The 16531-nt window shown below is 69.2% G+C and carries 17 protein-coding genes; 5 read left to right on the forward strand and 12 right to left on the reverse strand.

From position 1 onward, the window contains the following. Window positions 1–94: 94 nt before the first annotated feature. From STRTUCAR8_RS46670 to STRTUCAR8_RS46725, 12 genes are all read right to left on the reverse strand, one after another. Complete coding sequence (locus STRTUCAR8_RS46670; RefSeq protein ID WP_006383536.1) at window positions 95–283, reverse strand: ferredoxin; 189 nt, start codon at window positions 281–283, stop codon at window positions 95–97. Continuing rightward, window positions 280–1569, reverse strand: coding sequence for a cytochrome P450 (locus STRTUCAR8_RS46675; RefSeq protein WP_044474089.1), 1290 nt, complete (start codon window positions 1567–1569; stop codon window positions 280–282). The genes STRTUCAR8_RS46670 and STRTUCAR8_RS46675 overlap by 4 nt, the downstream gene beginning before the upstream one ends. Window positions 1570–1654: 85 nt before the next feature. Beyond that, the gene (locus tag STRTUCAR8_RS46680; protein ID WP_006383537.1) at window positions 1655–2509 is read right to left on the reverse strand and encodes an NAD(P)-dependent oxidoreductase; all 855 of its coding nucleotides are present in this window, start codon (window positions 2507–2509) and stop codon (window positions 1655–1657) included. Then, window positions 2509–3066, reverse strand: a complete 558-nt coding sequence (locus STRTUCAR8_RS46685) for a DoxX family protein (protein ID WP_006383545.1) — start codon at window positions 3064–3066, stop codon at window positions 2509–2511. Before STRTUCAR8_RS46685 ends, STRTUCAR8_RS46680 begins: the two co-directional genes overlap by 1 nt. Continuing rightward, entirely contained in the window at window positions 3063–3977 is a 915-nt protein-coding gene (locus STRTUCAR8_RS46690; RefSeq protein WP_006383533.1) for an alpha/beta fold hydrolase, read from the reverse strand. The genes STRTUCAR8_RS46685 and STRTUCAR8_RS46690 overlap by 4 nt, the downstream gene beginning before the upstream one ends. Continuing rightward, on the reverse strand, window positions 3974–5647 hold the full coding sequence (locus STRTUCAR8_RS46695) for a thiolase C-terminal domain-containing protein (protein WP_006383529.1): 1674 nt from the start codon (window positions 5645–5647) through the stop codon (window positions 3974–3976). Before STRTUCAR8_RS46695 ends, STRTUCAR8_RS46690 begins: the two co-directional genes overlap by 4 nt. Continuing rightward, complete coding sequence (locus tag STRTUCAR8_RS46700) at window positions 5644–7011, reverse strand: cytochrome P450 (RefSeq protein ID WP_006383535.1); 1368 nt, start codon at window positions 7009–7011, stop codon at window positions 5644–5646. The genes STRTUCAR8_RS46695 and STRTUCAR8_RS46700 overlap by 4 nt, the downstream gene beginning before the upstream one ends. 19 nt (window positions 7012–7030) lie before the next feature. Continuing rightward, the gene (locus STRTUCAR8_RS46705; RefSeq protein ID WP_006383531.1) at window positions 7031–7222 is read right to left on the reverse strand and encodes a ferredoxin; all 192 of its coding nucleotides are present in this window, start codon (window positions 7220–7222) and stop codon (window positions 7031–7033) included. A gap of 59 nt (window positions 7223–7281) precedes the next feature. Continuing rightward, window positions 7282–8664, reverse strand: a complete 1383-nt coding sequence (locus tag STRTUCAR8_RS46710) for an ABC transporter substrate-binding protein (RefSeq protein WP_006383538.1) — start codon at window positions 8662–8664, stop codon at window positions 7282–7284. Between the two features lie 54 nt (window positions 8665–8718). After that, window positions 8719–9927 (reverse strand): CaiB/BaiF CoA transferase family protein, encoded by a 1209-nt coding sequence (locus tag STRTUCAR8_RS46715; protein WP_044474087.1) that lies wholly within the window; start codon window positions 9925–9927, stop codon window positions 8719–8721. Further along, on the reverse strand, window positions 9924–11360 hold the full coding sequence (locus tag STRTUCAR8_RS46720) for an aldehyde dehydrogenase family protein (RefSeq protein WP_006383544.1): 1437 nt from the start codon (window positions 11358–11360) through the stop codon (window positions 9924–9926). Before STRTUCAR8_RS46720 ends, STRTUCAR8_RS46715 begins: the two co-directional genes overlap by 4 nt. A 34-nt stretch (window positions 11361–11394) precedes the next feature. After that, window positions 11395–12126: an SDR family oxidoreductase gene (locus STRTUCAR8_RS46725; RefSeq protein ID WP_006383539.1), complete on the reverse strand. Its 732-nt coding sequence runs from the start codon at window positions 12124–12126 to the stop codon at window positions 11395–11397. Window positions 12127–12437: 311 nt separating this feature from the next. Here STRTUCAR8_RS46725 and STRTUCAR8_RS46730 point away from each other — a divergent pair, with 311 nt between their 5' ends. The 5 genes from STRTUCAR8_RS46730 to STRTUCAR8_RS46750 are packed head-to-tail and all read left to right on the forward strand — an operon-like array spanning window position 12438 to window position 16509. Beyond that, complete coding sequence (locus tag STRTUCAR8_RS46730; RefSeq protein ID WP_044474088.1) at window positions 12438–13148, forward strand: SDR family NAD(P)-dependent oxidoreductase; 711 nt, start codon at window positions 12438–12440, stop codon at window positions 13146–13148. Further along, window positions 13145–13678 carry a carboxymuconolactone decarboxylase family protein gene (locus tag STRTUCAR8_RS46735; protein ID WP_006383541.1) on the forward strand — a complete coding sequence of 178 codons (534 nt, stop codon included), beginning with the start codon at window positions 13145–13147 and terminating at the stop codon, window positions 13676–13678. The genes STRTUCAR8_RS46730 and STRTUCAR8_RS46735 overlap by 4 nt, the downstream gene beginning before the upstream one ends. Before the next feature lie 34 nt (window positions 13679–13712). Further along, a complete protein-coding gene (locus STRTUCAR8_RS46740; protein WP_006383540.1) occupies window positions 13713–14978 on the forward strand; it encodes an aromatic ring-hydroxylating oxygenase subunit alpha in 1266 nt (421 codons plus the stop codon). Beyond that, window positions 14965–15285 carry a hypothetical protein gene (locus tag STRTUCAR8_RS46745; RefSeq protein ID WP_006383534.1) on the forward strand — a complete coding sequence of 107 codons (321 nt, stop codon included), beginning with the start codon at window positions 14965–14967 and terminating at the stop codon, window positions 15283–15285. The genes STRTUCAR8_RS46740 and STRTUCAR8_RS46745 overlap by 14 nt, the downstream gene beginning before the upstream one ends. Before the next feature lie 6 nt (window positions 15286–15291). Then, window positions 15292–16509 (forward strand): metal-dependent hydrolase family protein, encoded by a 1218-nt coding sequence (locus tag STRTUCAR8_RS46750; protein WP_006383542.1) that lies wholly within the window; start codon window positions 15292–15294, stop codon window positions 16507–16509. The last annotated feature ends 22 nt before the right edge of the window (window positions 16510–16531 follow it).

Genomic DNA, 16531 nt, shown 5'->3' on the forward strand with positions numbered 1-16531 from the left:
TCCTTGATGGACTCGGTGACGATGACGTATCCCTTGGGCATCCGCACTGTCCTCTCGTATCGATGTGGCGAACGGGTCGATGTGCCGGCGGGCCTCAGCTGAGCACGATGGCCCGCTCGGGGCAACTGCCGGCTGCGGTGCGCACCGCGCTCTCGTGTTCGGCGGGAATCTCCGGCACCAGCACCTCGGCGTATCCATCGTCGGTGAGGTCGAAGACCTCGGGGCACAGCGTCCAGCACACGCCGTGCCCCCGGCAGCGGTCCTCGTCCACGGCGGCCTTCATCGGACGGGCTCCTCTGCGAGGGTGAACTCCAGGCCGAGGTGGGTCAGTCCGCGCAGGATGTACGTCGGCAGGTACCGGTACCTGCGGGCGTCGGCGGGACCGTGCGCTGCTTCGGAGATCCTGATGTCGGTCGTACGGTCGAGGATGCGCTCGATGGCCACCCGGCCCTCCGCCCGGGCGAGGGGCGCGCCGGGGCAGGTGTGGACGCCGCGGCCGAACGCCAGGTGGTGGCGTGCGTTGGGCCGTGTGGCGTCGAAGGTCTGCGGGTCCTCGAAGTGGCGCGGGTCGCGGTTCGCGGCGCCGTTCAGGACCATGAGCGTGGTGCCGGCCGGGATGTCGACCCCGCCCACCGTGGTCGGTACGCGGGAGAGCCGGAAGTCGCCCTTGATGGGGCTCTCCATCCGCAGCACCTCTTCGATGAAGTTCGGGACGCGGTCCCGCTCGGCTCGCAACAGCGCCTGGATCTCCGGCTGTTCGGCGATGATCTTGAGCGCGTTGCTCAGCAGCCGGACGGTGGTCTCCTGACCGGCCGCGAAGAGGTTGGTGGCGACGCGGGCGACGTCCGCGACCTCGGGGGTCGAACCGTCGGGGAAGGTGCCGATGGCGAGGCCGGTGATCACGTCGTCGCGGGGCTCCCTGCGGCGGTCCTCGACATAGGCCGCGAAGCGTTCGTACAGGTACTCCAGCGGCGTGTGGGCCATCTCGCCCTGGGTGCTGCCGACACCCCCCTCCGCGTGGGGGCGGCTCTGGAGCTTCTCGGCGAACTCGTCCCGGTCGGCCTCGGGGATGCCGAGCAGGTCGGTGATGACCCGCAGGGTGAACGGGCCGGCGAACCCACCGATGAAGTCGCCCTCCCCGGCGGCCAGATACTCGTCCAGCTGGGCGTCGGCGAGGTGCCACATGGACGCCTCGTTCTCCTTGAGGCGCCTCGGCGTGATGAGCCGCATCAGCAGCCCGCGGTGGGCGGTGTGCAGGGGCGGGTCGAACGTCGGCAGCTGGTCGCTCATGGGGAGTTCGTCCCGGTGGCGCTCGATCAGCTCGCTGACGTCGTCGCCCTCCAGCGGGACCGGGAACCCCGGGAAGGGGCCCGTCACCGACACGCACGAGGAGAAGGTCTCGGAGTCGCTGAAGACCTGCACGGCCTCGTCGTAGCCCGTCACCATCATCACGTCGTGATGGTTCTCCCGCAGCACGGGGCACTGGCCGCGCAGGGCCTCGAAGTACAAATAGGGGTCCGCGACGGCCCCCTCGTCCCGGAAGAAGTCGATCGCCTCGAAGTCGTTCACGGCCTGTACGGCTCCCTTCGTCACCCTGACGGCTGACGATAGCAACGCTCTTCATTATTGAGAAGGCCATTTCCAGGCATGACGATTATCCTGGGGCGCGCCTTGCGGAGATCAGTGGCCGGTCGGTCCGCGCCATGACGGCGAGGGCGTCGCCGGCGGTCCGCATGACGGTCGCGCCCGCCGGGGTGCCGGCTCCTTCGGCGAGGTCCGCGAGGAGCCGGGCGTCCTTGCGCAGCAGCGGTCCGCCATGGACGGCGATCCGGTCGAGGGTGCCTCCGGCCGCGGCGACCCGGCCCAGCGCGAAACTCGCCCCGCTGCCGTGCGCGATGACGTGGGCGAGTCCGGCCGGGTCCACGTCGAGGGTGCGCCCGAGGGCGAGTACGTCGGCGGAGGTCGCCAGATTCGCCGTGAACAGGGCGTTGTTGAGCAGCTTCGCGACCTGCCCCGAGCCCACCGGGCCCATGTGGACCACCGGATCGCCGTAGGTCTCGAACACCCGTCGGCAGAACGCGACGGTCCCGGACTCGCCGCCGACCATCACCAGCAGCCGCCCCTCGGACGCCGCCCCGCCGCCACCGCTGACCGGCGCGTCGACCAGGGCGACGCCGCGCAGCCGGGCCCGGTCGGCGAGCCGGCGGCAGGTGTCGGGGTGGACGGTGCTGTGCACGGCGATCACTCCGCCGCGCCGCAGCCCGGCCAGCACCCCCTCGTCGCCTGCGATGACCTCCTCGACGTCCGCGTCGTCACCGACACAGACGCTCACGAGGTCACTTGCCGCCGCCAACTCGGCTGCGGAGACGGCACGTTGAGCAGGGGTCCCGACGAACGGGGTGAGCGAGGCGGGTCTCCTCGCCCACAGCGTCGTCGTGAACCCGGCGTCGACGATCCGCCGTGCCATGGGCCCGCCCCGACTCCCGAGTCCGATGAACCCCACCCGCATCAGCCGGTCTCCTGTCCCGCCGCTCCGGTGACCGCCGGGTCCTCCGCCCTCGCGGCCGCTTCCGGACGCTCGGGCCGCCAGAAGGTCGCCAGCAGCCCCGCCGTGGCCACCACGGCCACCCCGAGGGCGATGCCGCCTCCGGCCCAGCCGGTGACCTCGATGTCGGCGGCGTGGTCCAGGGAGACCTTGCCGGGCCCCAGTACTCCGAGCGCCAGCGAGATCGCGGCCAGCATCAGGACGTACTCGTAGCCGTCCTTGAACACGAAGAACCCGTTGGGCCGGTGGGCGAGGAGCCCCGCGACCAGCATCACCGAGACCACCGCCGCACAGGCCAGCGGCGTGAACAGTCCGAGGACCAGCAGCGCGCCCGCGCCGACCTCGGTGACCACGCTCATCCACGCCTGCAGCGTGCCGTGCCGCAGCCCGAGCCCGCCGAACCAGCGGGCCGTACCCTCGATCCTTCCGCCGCCCCGCCAGTGGTTGAGCCCGTGCGCGATCATGATGACGCCCAGGACCACTCTGACGACCAGCACCGCGACCGCTTCCGCGTTCGTCAACTCGCTCTCCCCTGCTGCCGTGTCGCGGCTTGTGCCGCCGCTGCCGCTTCTGCTTCCTCGCGTGCGAGCACGCACTCCTCAACGAACGACAGCACCTTGAGGTGATAGGCCAAAGACGTCAACCCAATGCTCAAGTTGTGTCCGCCGCCCGTCTGTTCGTCGACGGCGACCCGGGGCGACGCGGTGAACAGGGAGGCGATGTCGGCGAGCGCCGAGGGACCCGAGCTCCACACCCGCTCGTGTTCGCCGAGGGTGTAGTGGACGGGGATCCGGATCAGGGGCGCGAGCTGCGGAAACGTCTCGATCCAGCTCCGGGCGACGACACCTTCGTACGCGGGTGAGCGCGAGGCGATACGGGCGCCGCCGACCACGTCGTCCGCGTAGAGGCGGGACGGCTGCCACAGCAGGTCGCGCACCCCTCTGTTCGGCGGTCTGCGCCGCCAGTCTCCGAGAATCCCGGCCGCGTCGTCGTGGTGGCGGCGTCCGGTGCCGGCCAGTTCCAGGCCGAGCAGGTCCGGTCCGCGCCGCTCGTCGGCGGCCATCCGGACCCCGAGTTCGCTGCCGATGGAGTGGGCCAGCACGAAGACACCGGCGCCGTGTGGACGGGCTACGAGGAGGCGCTCCACGGCCCCGTAGGCAACGTCGACGCGGCGCTCCGGGGACGTGAACTCGTCGGCGTACGGGGCTGAACTCCCGTATCCCGGACGGTCGATGGCGATGACGGTGAAGCCGAGGGCCTCGCCGGTACGCAGCAGGGACAGCCGGGGGCGGTCCGGGTAGTCGAAGTATCCGGAGAAGGCGGCACCGCCGTGCAGCGCGAGGACGACGGCGCGTGGCTGCCGTGCCTCCCGCACCAGTGCCGACACGGCGATGCCGTCCACGTCGACGACGACGCGTGAGGCACCGGTCATGTGTCGGTCCGGAGAAGGATCGCACCGCTGGGAGTGAGTCCCCCGGTGCTGACCACGGCGACCCGGGCATCCCGCACCTGGCGGGCCTCGGCCTCACCGCGCAGTTGGCTGATCGCCTCGTGGACCAGCCCCAGGCCGTGGGTGCGGCCGTGCGAGAGCTGTCCGCCGTGGGTGTTCAGGGGCAGCAGTCCGTCGCGGGCGATGTTCTTGCCACCGTCCAGGAAGTCCTTGGCCTCGCCGATCCCGCAGAAGCCCAACGCCTCTATCCAGGAGAGGCAGTTGAAGGTGAAGCCGTCGTAGAGCTGTGCGACGTCGACGTCCGTCGGCCGCAGCGAGGTGCGGGTCCACAGGTGGGCGGACTGGCCGAGCACCTGGGGTTCGTGGGTGAGGGTGCTCTGGTCCCACTCGATGCGTTCGAGGATCTGGGTGCCGACCGCCTCGACGAGGACGGGCGGTTTCGCGAGGTCCCGTGCCGCGTCCACGGCGGACACGATCACGGCGACCGATCCGTCGCACGGCACGTCGCAGTCGTACAGCCCGAAGGGCGTGGTGACCGTTCTGGCCCGGAGATAGCCGTCCATGGTCATCGGGTCGCGGTAGATCGCGGTGGGGTTGAGCGCGGCGTTCGCCCGCTGGTTGAGGGCGATCCAGCCGAGGGTCTCTCGGGTGGTGCCGTAGCGGGCGAAGTGGCGTTGCGCGTTCATGGCGAGGGTGTGCGAGGCCGAGATCGCGCCGAAGGGCTTCATCCAGCCCGCCGCCGTGCTGCCGCCGGGCGGGGCGATCCGGCTGCGCTTGACCAGTTCGCCGTACGACGACTCCCAGACCGTACGGAAGCACAGCACATGCCGAGCGAGGCCGCCCGCGACCGCGAGCATCGCGGCGACCAGTGAGCCGCCGGGGCCGAAGGTCTCGCTGCCGCCGTTGTACCAGGTGGGCCGTATGCCCAACGCGGCCTCCAGTGCGGTGACTCCGCCCTCGGCGAAGCCGCCGTACGCCCCGGCGCCCGGGTAGGCCGCCAGACCGTCGATGTCGTCGAGCGTCAACCCGGCGTCGGTGACAGCGCGTTCGCAGGCCTTCACCGTCAGGGACAGGGGCGGTACGAGGAGACGGCGCCCTATCTCCGAGGCGCCGACTCCGGTGATCGCGACCTTGTCCTCGAACTTCTCCGAGGACGCCATCGGCCTTACCCGGGACCGGAATTGACCGGGCTCGATCTCGTCCGTGGGGAGGGCCGCGAGGGTCTCCTGATCGGCCGCCGGACGGAACAGGGGCAGCCACGCGTCCCCGGCCCGCTCGAAGACGACCTCCATACGCATGCCCAACTCAAGCTGTTCGGGCTCGCATTGGACGACGTTGGTGGTGAGGCGGACCCGGGGGTCCTCCTCGACGGCGACCTGGGCGACGACGAAGGGGGTCGGCAACCCGGGTGCGGGGAAACGGTGGTTGACGGTGAAGCCAATCAGGGTCGCGAAGCCGGAGACGGCCCGCACGCCGGTCTCGTGCCCGTGGCAGTAGCGGCACACCGGCTGCGGCGGATGAATGAGGGCCGCGCAGGACCCGCACTCCGTCAGGCGCAGCCGGCCGTCCGCGCCGGAGGTCCAGAAGAAGGCGTTCTCCTCCGTGATCTCCGGCGCGGCCCGCCCCGACATGTCGGGTGTCTCGTCGGTCATTCGGCGATCTGCGCCTTCGCCTTGCGGACCGTCACCGGCTCGGCGATCCGCTGCTCGTCGCAGACCCCCTGCAGCTTCTCCAGGGTCTCGTCGAGTCCCGCGCCGAGCCGGGGGCCCGGGGTGAAGGTCGCCGGGAGGTGGCGCATGCCCTGGATGATGCCGATGGTCTCGTAGTGCACTGTGCCCTCCGGGTCGCACCGGTAGTCGGGCATACGGTCGAACACCTGGGTGACCATGCGCTTGAAGACCGTACGGGCGACGTTGGATCCGATGCAGCGGTGGATGCCGAGGCCGAAGCTGCTGTGCCGGTTGGCCGGGCGTTCCAGGTTGACGGTGTCGGGGTCGGGGAAGACGGAGGGGTCGCGGTTGGCCATCGCCCAGGACAGCCAGAGCCGTTCTCCCTCCTTGAAGCGTGTTCCGGCGATCTCGCAGTCGGCGGAGAACGTGCGTCCGTCGCCCGGGGCGGGTGCGAAGAACCGCAGGAACTCCTCCGTGGCAGAGTCCAGCAGGGTGTCCCGGTCGCGGCTGAGGCGGTCCCGCTCAGCGGGATTCTCCCCGAGCCACTCCAGTGCGTGCGCGGTGAGCGCGGTCGTGGTGTCGAAGCCACCGCCGATCAACAGAGCCAGTACACCCAGGAGTTCACTGTCCGGCGGGGTCTTGCCGTTGATGTCCGCGTGGATGAGGGCGTCCACCAGTCCGGGCCTGGGGTTGGCGCGGATCTCCGCGATGGCCTTGGCCAGGCCGACGCCCATGTCCCGGGCCATCTCGGCGACCCGTTTCATGTCGGGCGAGCCCGGCGGGGTGTAGACGGAGGCGTGGGCCGGCTCGCTGTAGACGGTCCAGTCCTTGAGCGGGATACCCATCATCGCCAGGGTGAGGACAGCCGGGACGACATTGGCGAGGTCGTCGACGAAGTCGATGCGGCCGGACTCGATCTTCTCGTCGATGGCGGCCCGCGCCACCTCGTCGATGACCGGGATCCAGCGGCTGATGGCCGCCGGGGAGAGGTAGGGGTTGAGCGACTGACGGTAATGGCGCTGCTCGGGCGGGTCCATCTCCAGGAACCCGCCCTGCACCTGCCCGCGTTCCTTGGACGGCGGCGGGATGGTGATGCCCTGGTATCCGCGCCGCTCCCCCCTCACATCGTGGTCGTTGGAGATGAACTCCGCGGCCCTGGCCAGTTCGAAGACCTCACGGTTGCCGCTGGCCACCCAGTGGCCGCCGTGCGTCTCGGTCCAGGCGATCGGACACTTGGACTGAAGCTCGTGGGTCGTCTCGGTGAACTGGTGCCGGTACTCGGGGGTGTGCCGGTCGAAGTGGACCGTGTTCTTCTTACGGTCGGCGTCGTCATCGTCCGTGGTCATCGTGTGGTTGTTCTCCCCTTCAGGAAACGAAGATCGCGCGTTCCGGACAGGACCTGACCGCTTCGACGACCTGGTCCTGCTGGTCGTCCGGAACCTCCTCGTTGATCGCCGACGAGTGACCGTCGATCTCGCTGAGCTCGAACACCTTCGGAGCTCGCATGGCGCAGAGCGTGTGGCCCTGACAGCGCTCCGGGTCGACCCGTACCTTCACGACCTGATTCCTTTCTGCCGCACTTCAGGCTTCCTGCCGCAACTACCTTTGTTCTGGGGCTACTTGAGGTCTGCCATCGACTTGCCGACATCGGCGAGCGTCATCGGCTTGCCGTAGGAACCCTTGTACTTGTACGCCGGGATGTCGCAACGGTAGGAGCCCTGATCCGGCTTGAAATCGGCGACGGTCCAGCCCTTGTCGGTCGCCTTGACGACGTTGAAGCACTTGGGCGGGTTGGTGACCTTCGTCAGGTCCATGGGGGCCTGCAGACCACCGGCCGTCCACTCCGTCTGCTTCATCGCGTTCTCGTACACACACTTGCGGGTGAGGTCGTCGCACTGACCGGCCGCGGTGGCGAAGAGCAGCCAGGCCGTGAAGGAGCGCAGGGCCGGCAGGGTGACCTGGGCGTCGGGCGCGTACTTGGCGAACAGGTCCTGGACCTGCTTGGTCGCCGGGTTGTCGGCGGCCTGCTCCAGGGGGGCGACGCCGCTGAGGTCGGCGTAGTTGGTCTGCTTGGCGAGGGAGCCGCCGGCCAGTTGGAGGAAGGCGGGGCCGTAGGCGTTGTTGTTGGTGTCGATCCAGTCGAGCTGGTAACCGGTGTTGGTCAACGCCTGTTCCAGTTTGGCGAGTTCGGCGAAGGAACCGTTGAAGATGAGGCCCTTGACCTTCTTGCTCTTGATGCTCTGCGCGTAGGGCGTCCAGTCGGATACGCCGGCCGCCGGATAGACGTCCGAGTAGGTCACCTTGCCGCCGATCGCGGGGATCAGTTCCTTGACCTGTGCGGCGATGAGTTTGGTGATCGGAACGTCGCCGGAGATGACGCCCACGTGCTGGGCGGAGGTCGGGTGGGCCTCCTTGATCAGCCAGGTGTAGTAGCCGGTGTAGGGGGCGTAGCCGACTCCGGCGCCCTGAGCGAGCACCTGGAGGTCGGCGCCGAGGGCGTTGATGGTGCTGGACTGCGCGGGGAAGTCGGGCAGCAGGCAGTTCAGCCGTGCCTTGACGCCGAGGCCGTCGAAGGCGGCGCCGCCGCCGACGAGGGCGAAGTCGTCCCTGCACGCCTCGATCATCCGCTGTTGGACCTCCATGAGCTTGGAGTCGCGGGTCACGGGGACGATCTTGCGGCCGTTGATGCCGCCGGCGGCGTTGCACCACGAGGTGAACACCTTCGCCGCGTTGACGAACTCCGGGTTCTTGGTGAACCCGACGTCGCTGAAGACACCGACCTTGATCTCGCTGCCGGTGACTCCCTGTTCGGTCACGGCTTTGGGGCTGCCGGAGTGGCAGACGTTCTTAAGTGTGCCGAAGTCCGCGTTCGCGGCGGCGCCGGACGCGGATGTGGACGGCTCACCGGCACCGGCTGCGGGGGTCGAGCGGTCGGAACACCCGGCCAGGGCCAGGACGAGCGTGGTGGCGGTCGCGGTCGCGATGAGCAGACGTCTCATCGGTCCTCCCGATGGAGTGGTTCTGGAAGTGCGGGAATCACCCAGGTGCGGTGATCAGGTGACCGCGCCCGCCTCTTTCAGTTCGAGGATGCGGGTCCAGTCCAGGCCCAGTTCGAGAAGGATCTCCTCGGTCTGGGCGGCGAACTCGGGCGCGGGCCCGAGCGGTACGGGGGTGGTGACGTCGAACTGCACGGGACTGGCGGCGAGTTCGAGCTCGCCGGCCGTCACGAGGTACTCGTTGGCCCGGACCTGGGCGTCCTCGCCGACCTGCAGGGTGTCCTGTACGGGGGCCCAGGGTCCGGCGAGGGTGGCGAAGCGCTTCGTCCACTCGGCGAGCGTGCGGCCGGCGAGCGCCTCGCGCAGGATCTTGACGGCCTGCTCGGTGTTGGCGGCGATGAGTTCGGCGGTGGCGAAGCGGGGATCGTCGGCGAGTTCGGGGCGGTCGATGTGCTGGCACACGTCGGCCCAGAACTTGCCGGGCTGCATCATGACGAAGGCCAGGTAGCGGCCGTCGGCTGTGGCGTACAGCCCGGAGAGGGGGTTGGCCGTGGAGCCGTGGGCGCCCGCGGGTGGCGCACCCCAGGGCCGGCCGAGGTGGAGGGAGAGCGCGGTGGCGTGCCCCATGGCCCAGACGCCGCTGCCGAGCAGGGAGACGTCGACGACGGAGGCCTCCCCGGTGCGTTCACGCCGCAGTAGCGCCGCCGCGATGCCGCCGGCGAGGTTGGTCCCGGAGATGGTGTCCCCGTAGGCGGGCGCGGGCGGGCTGATCATGCCTTCCATGCCTGCCGGGGTGATGCTTGCGGCGGTGCCGGCCCGGCACCAGAAGGCGGTCATGTCGTAGCCGCCCTTGACCGCTTCGGGGCCGCGCGGCCCGAGGGCGCTCCCCCGGGCGTAGACGATGTCCGGGTTGACGGCGCGGATGTCGTCCACGTCGATACCGAACCGTTGACGGTGTCCGGGCAGGAAGCTGGTGAGGAACACGTCCGCGCGCCCGGCCAGGTCGTACAGCACCTCGCGGCCCGCAGGTTTGGAGATGTCCAGGCCGAGGCTGCGCTTGCCCCGGTTGGCATGCTCGACGTTGGGGTTCGGATCACCCTCGACGACGAACGTTCCGGTCCGGCGCAGTCCGCGCTGCGGGTCGCCGTTGACGGCGTGTTCGACCTTGATGACGTCGGCGCCCCAGTCCGCGAGCACGGCGCCGGCCGAGGGGACGAAGCCGTACATGGCGACTTCGAGGACCCTGATTCCCTCCAGGGGCCTCACCGGACGACCGCCGCGAAGGACTTGCACTCCAGGAACTCCTCAAGTCCGGGAATGCCGCTCTCCCGGCCGATCCCGGACTGCTTGTAGCCGCCGAACGGGACGTCCGCGGCGAAGTAGTTGCCGCCGTTGATGCTGAACGTGCCGGTGCGGATGCGTCGCGCCAGGGCGACAGCCCGGTCCTCGTCGGCGCTCTGGATCCCGCCGGACAGTCCGTAGACCGAGTTGTTGGCGATGCGGACGGCGTCGTCATCGTCGTCGTACGGGATGACCGCGAGCACGGGTCCGAAGACCTCGTCCTGTGCGATCTCGCTGTCGGGGTCGACGTCGGTGAGCAGGGTGGGCGTGAAGTAGAAGCCGGGGTCGACCAACGTGCCGCCGGTGACCAGTTTCGCGCCCGCCGCGACAGCCCGTCGGACCATGCCGTCGACCTTGTCGCGCTGCTTGGCGCTGATCAGCGGGCCCGCGAAGGTCTTGGGGTCGGCGGGATCGCCGAGGCGCATCCGGGTGAGGACGGCGGCGACCTTCCCGACGATCTCGTCGTGGTGGGCCCGTGGCACCAGCAGTCGGCTGGTGAGGGCGCAGCCCTGCCCCGAGTGGGAGCAGATGGTGCCGGCCGCGAACATGGCGGCGGTGTCGAAGTCGGCGTCGTCGAGGATGATCATCGCGGACTTGCCGCCGAGTTCGAGGAACACCTTCTTCACCGTGCGGCCGGCGACCTCCATGATCCGCCGGCCGGTGGCGGTGGAGCCGGTGAAGGAGACCATGTCGACGTCGGCGTGGCCCGTGAGCACCTCGGCGGCCTCCACGGAGGTGGAGGTCAGCACATTGACCACGCCGGGCGGGATGTCCGTGTGCCCGGCGATCAGTTCACCGAGGAACAGCGTGGTGAGGGGGGTGTCCGGGGCGCCTTTGAGGACGACCGTGCAGCCGGCGGCGAGCGAGGGGGCGAGCTTGGCGAGGGCGAGCTGGTTGGGGTAGTTGTACGCGGTGATCGCGGAGACCACCCCGACGGCCTCCTTCTCCACCCAGCGCCGGTGCCGCTGCCCACGGATCTCCACCTCGCCGAGGTCCTCGGTCAGGGGGTACTTGCGCAGCAGGTCCGCGTAGTAGCGGACCAGTTTGACGGGATCCTCCAGCTGGGGTCCGTAGGTGAGCATGCGGGGTGCGCCGACCTCGGCGATCGTCAGCTCACGCAGCTCTTCCAGGTGGTCGGTCAGCGCCTGGTGGAGCTGGTCGAGACAGCGGATGCGCAGCTGGACGTCGGTGGACCAGTTCGTGGTGTCGAAGGCGCGGCGGGCGGCGGCCACGGCGGCCTCGGTCTGGGCGACCGTGGCGTCGGGGGCGTGGTCGAGGATCTCGCCGGTGGCGGGGTTGAGTGAGGGGAAGGTGTTCTCGGTTTCGACGAGCGATCCGTCGATGAGCAGCCGCTTCACCGCGAACTCCCTTGTACGTCGATGACTTGCCGCTTCACAGCCGGACCCCCTGGCCGCCGTCGACGGCGATGACCTGGCCGGTCAGCCAGCCCGCGGCGTCGGAGAGCAGGAACAGCACGGTCGGGGTGAGATCGCCCGGCTGCCCCATCCGGCCGAGCGCCAGCCGCTGCGCCATCGCCGCCTGGTGCTCCTTCGGCAGGACGGTGCCGGTGGCCTCGGTGTCGGTCGGTCCGGGCGCGATGGCGTTGACCCGGATGTCGCGGCCGCCGAGTTCGGCGGCGAGCGAGGCGGTGAGGTGGTTGATGCCGGCCTTGGCGAGGCCGTAGTACCCGGAGACCATGTAGGCGGCGGTGGACGACTGGTTGACGATCGCGCCGCCCTCGGTCATGTGCGGGACGACCGCCCTGGTGCAGTAGACCGCGCCCATCAGGTTCACCTGCAGGAACCGGTTGAGGTAGCCGAGGTCGACGGTGGTGATGCCGTCGCGCTTCATGCTGTGGTAGATCGCGGCGTTGTTGACCAGGTAGTCGATCCGGCCGAACTCCGCGACCGTGGCGGCGGCCATCGCCTCGGCGGACTCCGGGTCCCCGACGTCGACCTTGACGAAGATCGCCCCGTCGATGTCCTTGGCGACCCGCTGCCCCTGCTCCTCGTTGATCTCGGCGACGACGACGCGGGCGCCCTCCGCGGCCAGCGCCCGCGCGTAGTCCTCGCCGATTCCCTGTCCCGCACCGGTGACGATCGCCACCTTGTCCTGGAACCGCATCCTGTCTCCTTGCTCGGAAGGCGGCCTGCTCCAATGTGGCGGAAACTACATTCTCAGTTTCAGCAAATCAACCATCCGAACGCGAGAATGTGCAGCATCACAGCGAGTTGAGGGGTGGCCGACAGGCCTGGACCCACCGCCATCGACCCCAGTAGCGCTGACACGAGATCCGCACGACACTTCCCGGAGGCCAGCAGTGAGAATATCATTCTCGCTTCAGGAAGGAGCATTTCCATGAATGACGCGAGGGTGTCGGGTCCGGCCCCGGGCCACGACCGGCAGGACGGCGACCGCACGACGTGGGAGACCGTATGAAGACCGCAGTTGTCACCGGAGGCAGCTCCGGAATCGGGCTGGCCGTCGCCGAGCGGCTGAAGGCCGACGGCTATCACGTCGCGACGCTCGACCTGAACCCCTCCGACTCGGGCCCCGCGTTCTCGCGCGTCGCCGACGTCACCGACCGGGCCCAGGTGGACGAGGCGCTGACGGCCGTCCGGGAGCGGCTCGGGCCGGTCACCGTCCTGGTCAACGCGGCCGGAATGGCCGGCTACAAACGCTTCCAGGACCTGACGTTCGCCGCGTGGCAGCGGGTCGTCGACGTCAACCTCAGCAGCGTCTTCCACTGCGTCCAGGCCGCGCTGCCCGACATGCTGGAAGCCGGCTGGGGGCGGATCGTCAACATCTCCTCCTCCAGCGCGCAGTCCGGGCAGCAGTTCATGACGCACTACGTCGCCGCCAAGTCGGCGGTGAACGGCCTGACCAAGTCACTCGCGCTCGAACTGGGCCCGGCCGGCATCACCGTCAACGCCGTGCCGCCGGGCTTCATCGACACCCCCATGCTCCGCAAGGCGGAGTCGCGCGAACTGCTCGGCGGGACCGTCGAGGAGCACATCCAGCGCACTCCCGTACGGCGGGTCGGGCGCCCCGAGGACATCGCCGCGGCCTGCGCGTTCCTGATCTCGGAGGAGGCCGGCTACATCACCGGGCAGATCCTGGGCGTGAACGGCGGGCGCAACACGTGAACCGCACGCGCCGCATCACCCCGCTCCCGCACACCGAGTACCTCAAGGCGCTCGGCACTTCGGCCCCCGACGCGCGGAAACCGCCCTCGAACGCGCTCGGCCTGCTGGCCCGCCACCCCGACCTGGCCAAGGCGTTCCTCGAGTTCAACAAGTACCTGCTGGTCGAGTCGACCCTGCCGAAACGCACCCGTGAGCTGGTCATCCTGCGGGTGGCATGGCGGCGGCGGTGCCGTTACGAGTGGGCGCAGCACGTCCTGATCGCCCGGCGGGCCGGACTCACCGACGACGAGATCGGCCTAGTCCGGACCGGCGCACCCACACCGCTCAACCGGGCCGTGGACGAGCTGGAGACGGACTCGCGACTGTCCGACGCGACCTACCAGGCACTCGCCACGGACCTGGACGACCGCCAGCTCATGGACCTGGTGTTCACCGTGGGCACCTACGGGGTGCTGGCCACGGCCCTGAACACCTTCGAGGTCGAACTGGATCCAGGAATCCCTGACGAGAACTTCAATAGCCAGGCATGAGAATGCTATTCTCATTTTGGAGAAGGGAGTGATCATGCCACACTTCGCCAAGCCGGCGGCCGGAAGCTGGACCGAGCAGTACCCCGAGTTGGGCACGAGCCCCGTGAACTACGAGGACTCGATCGACCCCGCGTACTACGAGGCCGAGCGGGAGGCCGTCTTCAAGCGGACCTGGCTGAACGTCGGCCGCGTGGAACAGGTGCCGAAGTCCGGCAGCTACTTCACGAAGGAACTCGCGGCCGCGGACACCTCGCTGATCATCGTGCGGGGCAAGGACAAGGAAATCCGCGCCTTCCACAACATCTGTCGGCACCGCGGCAACAAGCTGGTGTGGAACGACTTCCCGAACGAGGAGGTCAAGGGCACCTGCCGTCAGTTCACCTGCAAGTACCACGCCTGGCGCTACAGCCTCGACGGCGAGCTGACCTTCGTACAGCAGGAGCAGGAGTTCTTCGACCTGGACAAGTCGGACTACGGGCTCAAGCAGGTCCGCTGCGAGGTCTGGGAAGGCTTCGTCTTCGTCAACCTGGACCCGAACGCGCTGCCGCTGCGGGAGTACCTCGGTGATCTGGCCAAGGGCCTTGAGGGTTATCCCTTCCACGAGATGACCGAGGTCTTCACGTACAAGGCCGAGATCGGCAGCAACTGGAAGCTGTTCATCGACGCGTTCGCGGAGTTCTACCACGCTCCCGTCCTGCACATGAAGCAGGCCGTCAAGGACGAGGCGGACAAGCTCCTCAACGTCGGATACGAAGCGCTGCACTACGAGATCCACAGCCCGCACTCGATGATCTCGTCCTGGGGAGGCATGTCCCCGCCCAAGGACCTGAGCATCGTCAAGCCCATCGAACGAGTGCTGCGCAGCGGCCTGTTCGGCCCGTGGGAGGCGCCCGACATCGAGGGGCTCGACCCCCTTCCGCCGGGCCTCAACCCGGGCGCGCACCGGGCGTGGGGGAACGATTCCTTCGAGTTCTTCCCCAACATGACGCTGCTGATCTGGAAGCCCGGCTGGTACCTGACCTATCACTACTGGCCGACGGCCGTCGACAAGCACATCTTCGAGGCCAACCTGTACTTCGTACCCGCCAGGACGGCGCGGGAGCGGCTGAAGCAGGAACTCGCGGCGGTGACGTTCAAGGAGTACGCCCTCCAGGACGGCAACACCCTGGAGGCCACGCAGACCATGCTCAAGAGCCGGGTCGTCACCGAATTCCCGCTCTGCGACCAGGAGTTGCTGCTCCGCCATCTGCACAAGACGGTCGCCGACCACGTCAAGGAGCACACCGATGCTGCCCAGTGAGTTCGCGGCGCTCGAACCGTTCACCGCCTGGGTCCTCGCCTCCGAACGGGACCGCTACAGCAAGCGGCTGGCCAGCTCCATGGAGGACATGCAGGCCTTCTACGACGCGGCGTTCCCGCTCCTCGAGCACGCCTCCGACCACCTCGACAGGTTCCCCCTCGACGAACTGCCGGAGCCCGAGCGCAATCTGCTCCTGCTGATGTTCTCCCTGGTGAACGTCTCGTTCCCGGTCGAGGTGTGGAAGCAGGCCCGGGTGCCGGACAGTGGGGCCGCCTACATGGACCTCGTCGTCGAACCCAGGGTCTGACCGGTCGTGGTCACACTCAGGGCGGCGCGTGTACTGCACGTCGAGACCGGGGAGTTCGAGGAACCCGGCCTCGTCCATGTCGACGGCGACCGCATCACGCGGGCCGGCGCCGACACCGGGGGTGACGTCCTGGAGCTTGGGGACGTCACCCTGCTGCCCGGCCTGATGGACATGGAGGTCAACCTCCTGATGGGCGGCCGGGGGGAGACCCCGGTCCTGTCGATGGTCCAGGACGATCCACCGCTGCGCATGCTGCGGGCGGTGGGCAACGCCCGGCGCACCCTTCGGTCGGGCTTCACCACGGTCAGGAACCTCGGGCTGTTCGTGAAGACCGGTGGCTATCTGCTGGACGTCGCCCTCGCCAGGGCCGTCGACGCCGACTGGATCGAGGGGCCCCGGATCGTCCCCGCCGGCCACGCGATCACCCCGACCGGCGGCCATCTGGACCCGAGCGTGTTCGGGGCGCTGGCCCCCGGCATCATGCCGCTCTCCCTGGAGGAGGGCGTCGCCAACGGGGTCGACGAGGTGCGCAAGGCCGTGCGGTACCAGATCAAGCACGGGGCCCGGCTCATCAAGGTCTGCGCGTCCGGGGGCGTCATGTCCCACACGGGCACCCCCGGCGCGCAGCACTACTCCGACGCGGAGTTGCGGGCCATCGTCGACGAGGCGCACCGGCGCGGGCTGAAGGTGGCCGCGCACACCCACGGCGCGGACGCGGTGCGCTCGGCGGTGGAGGCGGGCATCGACTGCATCGAGCACGGCTTCCTCCTGGACGACGAGACGATCGCGCTGATGGCGGAGCGCGGCACCTTCCTCGTGCCGACCACCGCGCTGATCGAGGGCATGGACGTGTCCCGGGCGGCGCCCGAACTGCGCGCCAAGGCCGCCGAGGTGTTCCCGCACGCCCGGTCCGTCGTCGCCAGGGCCGCCAAGGCGGGCGTCCGGATCGCGGTGGGCACCGACGCCCCGGCGATCCCGCACGGGCGGGGCGCCCAGGAGATGGTCGCTCTCGTCGAGCGGGGCATGGAACCGCTGGAGGTGCTGCGGGCGGCGACGGTCAACGCGGCCGAGCTGATCGACGTGGACGACCGCGGGCGCGTCGCGGAGGGCCTGCTCGCGGACCTGATCGCCGTACCGGGCAACCCACTCGACGACATGTCGGTACTGGCGGACGTGCGGTTCGTGATGAAGGGGGGCAAGGTCTTCCGCAACGAGCCGCGGTGACACGGCACCAGCGATGGACAGG

This window comes from Streptomyces turgidiscabies Car8, assembly GCF_000331005.1.
Lineage (GTDB): Bacteria > Actinomycetota > Actinomycetes > Streptomycetales > Streptomycetaceae > Streptomyces > Streptomyces turgidiscabies.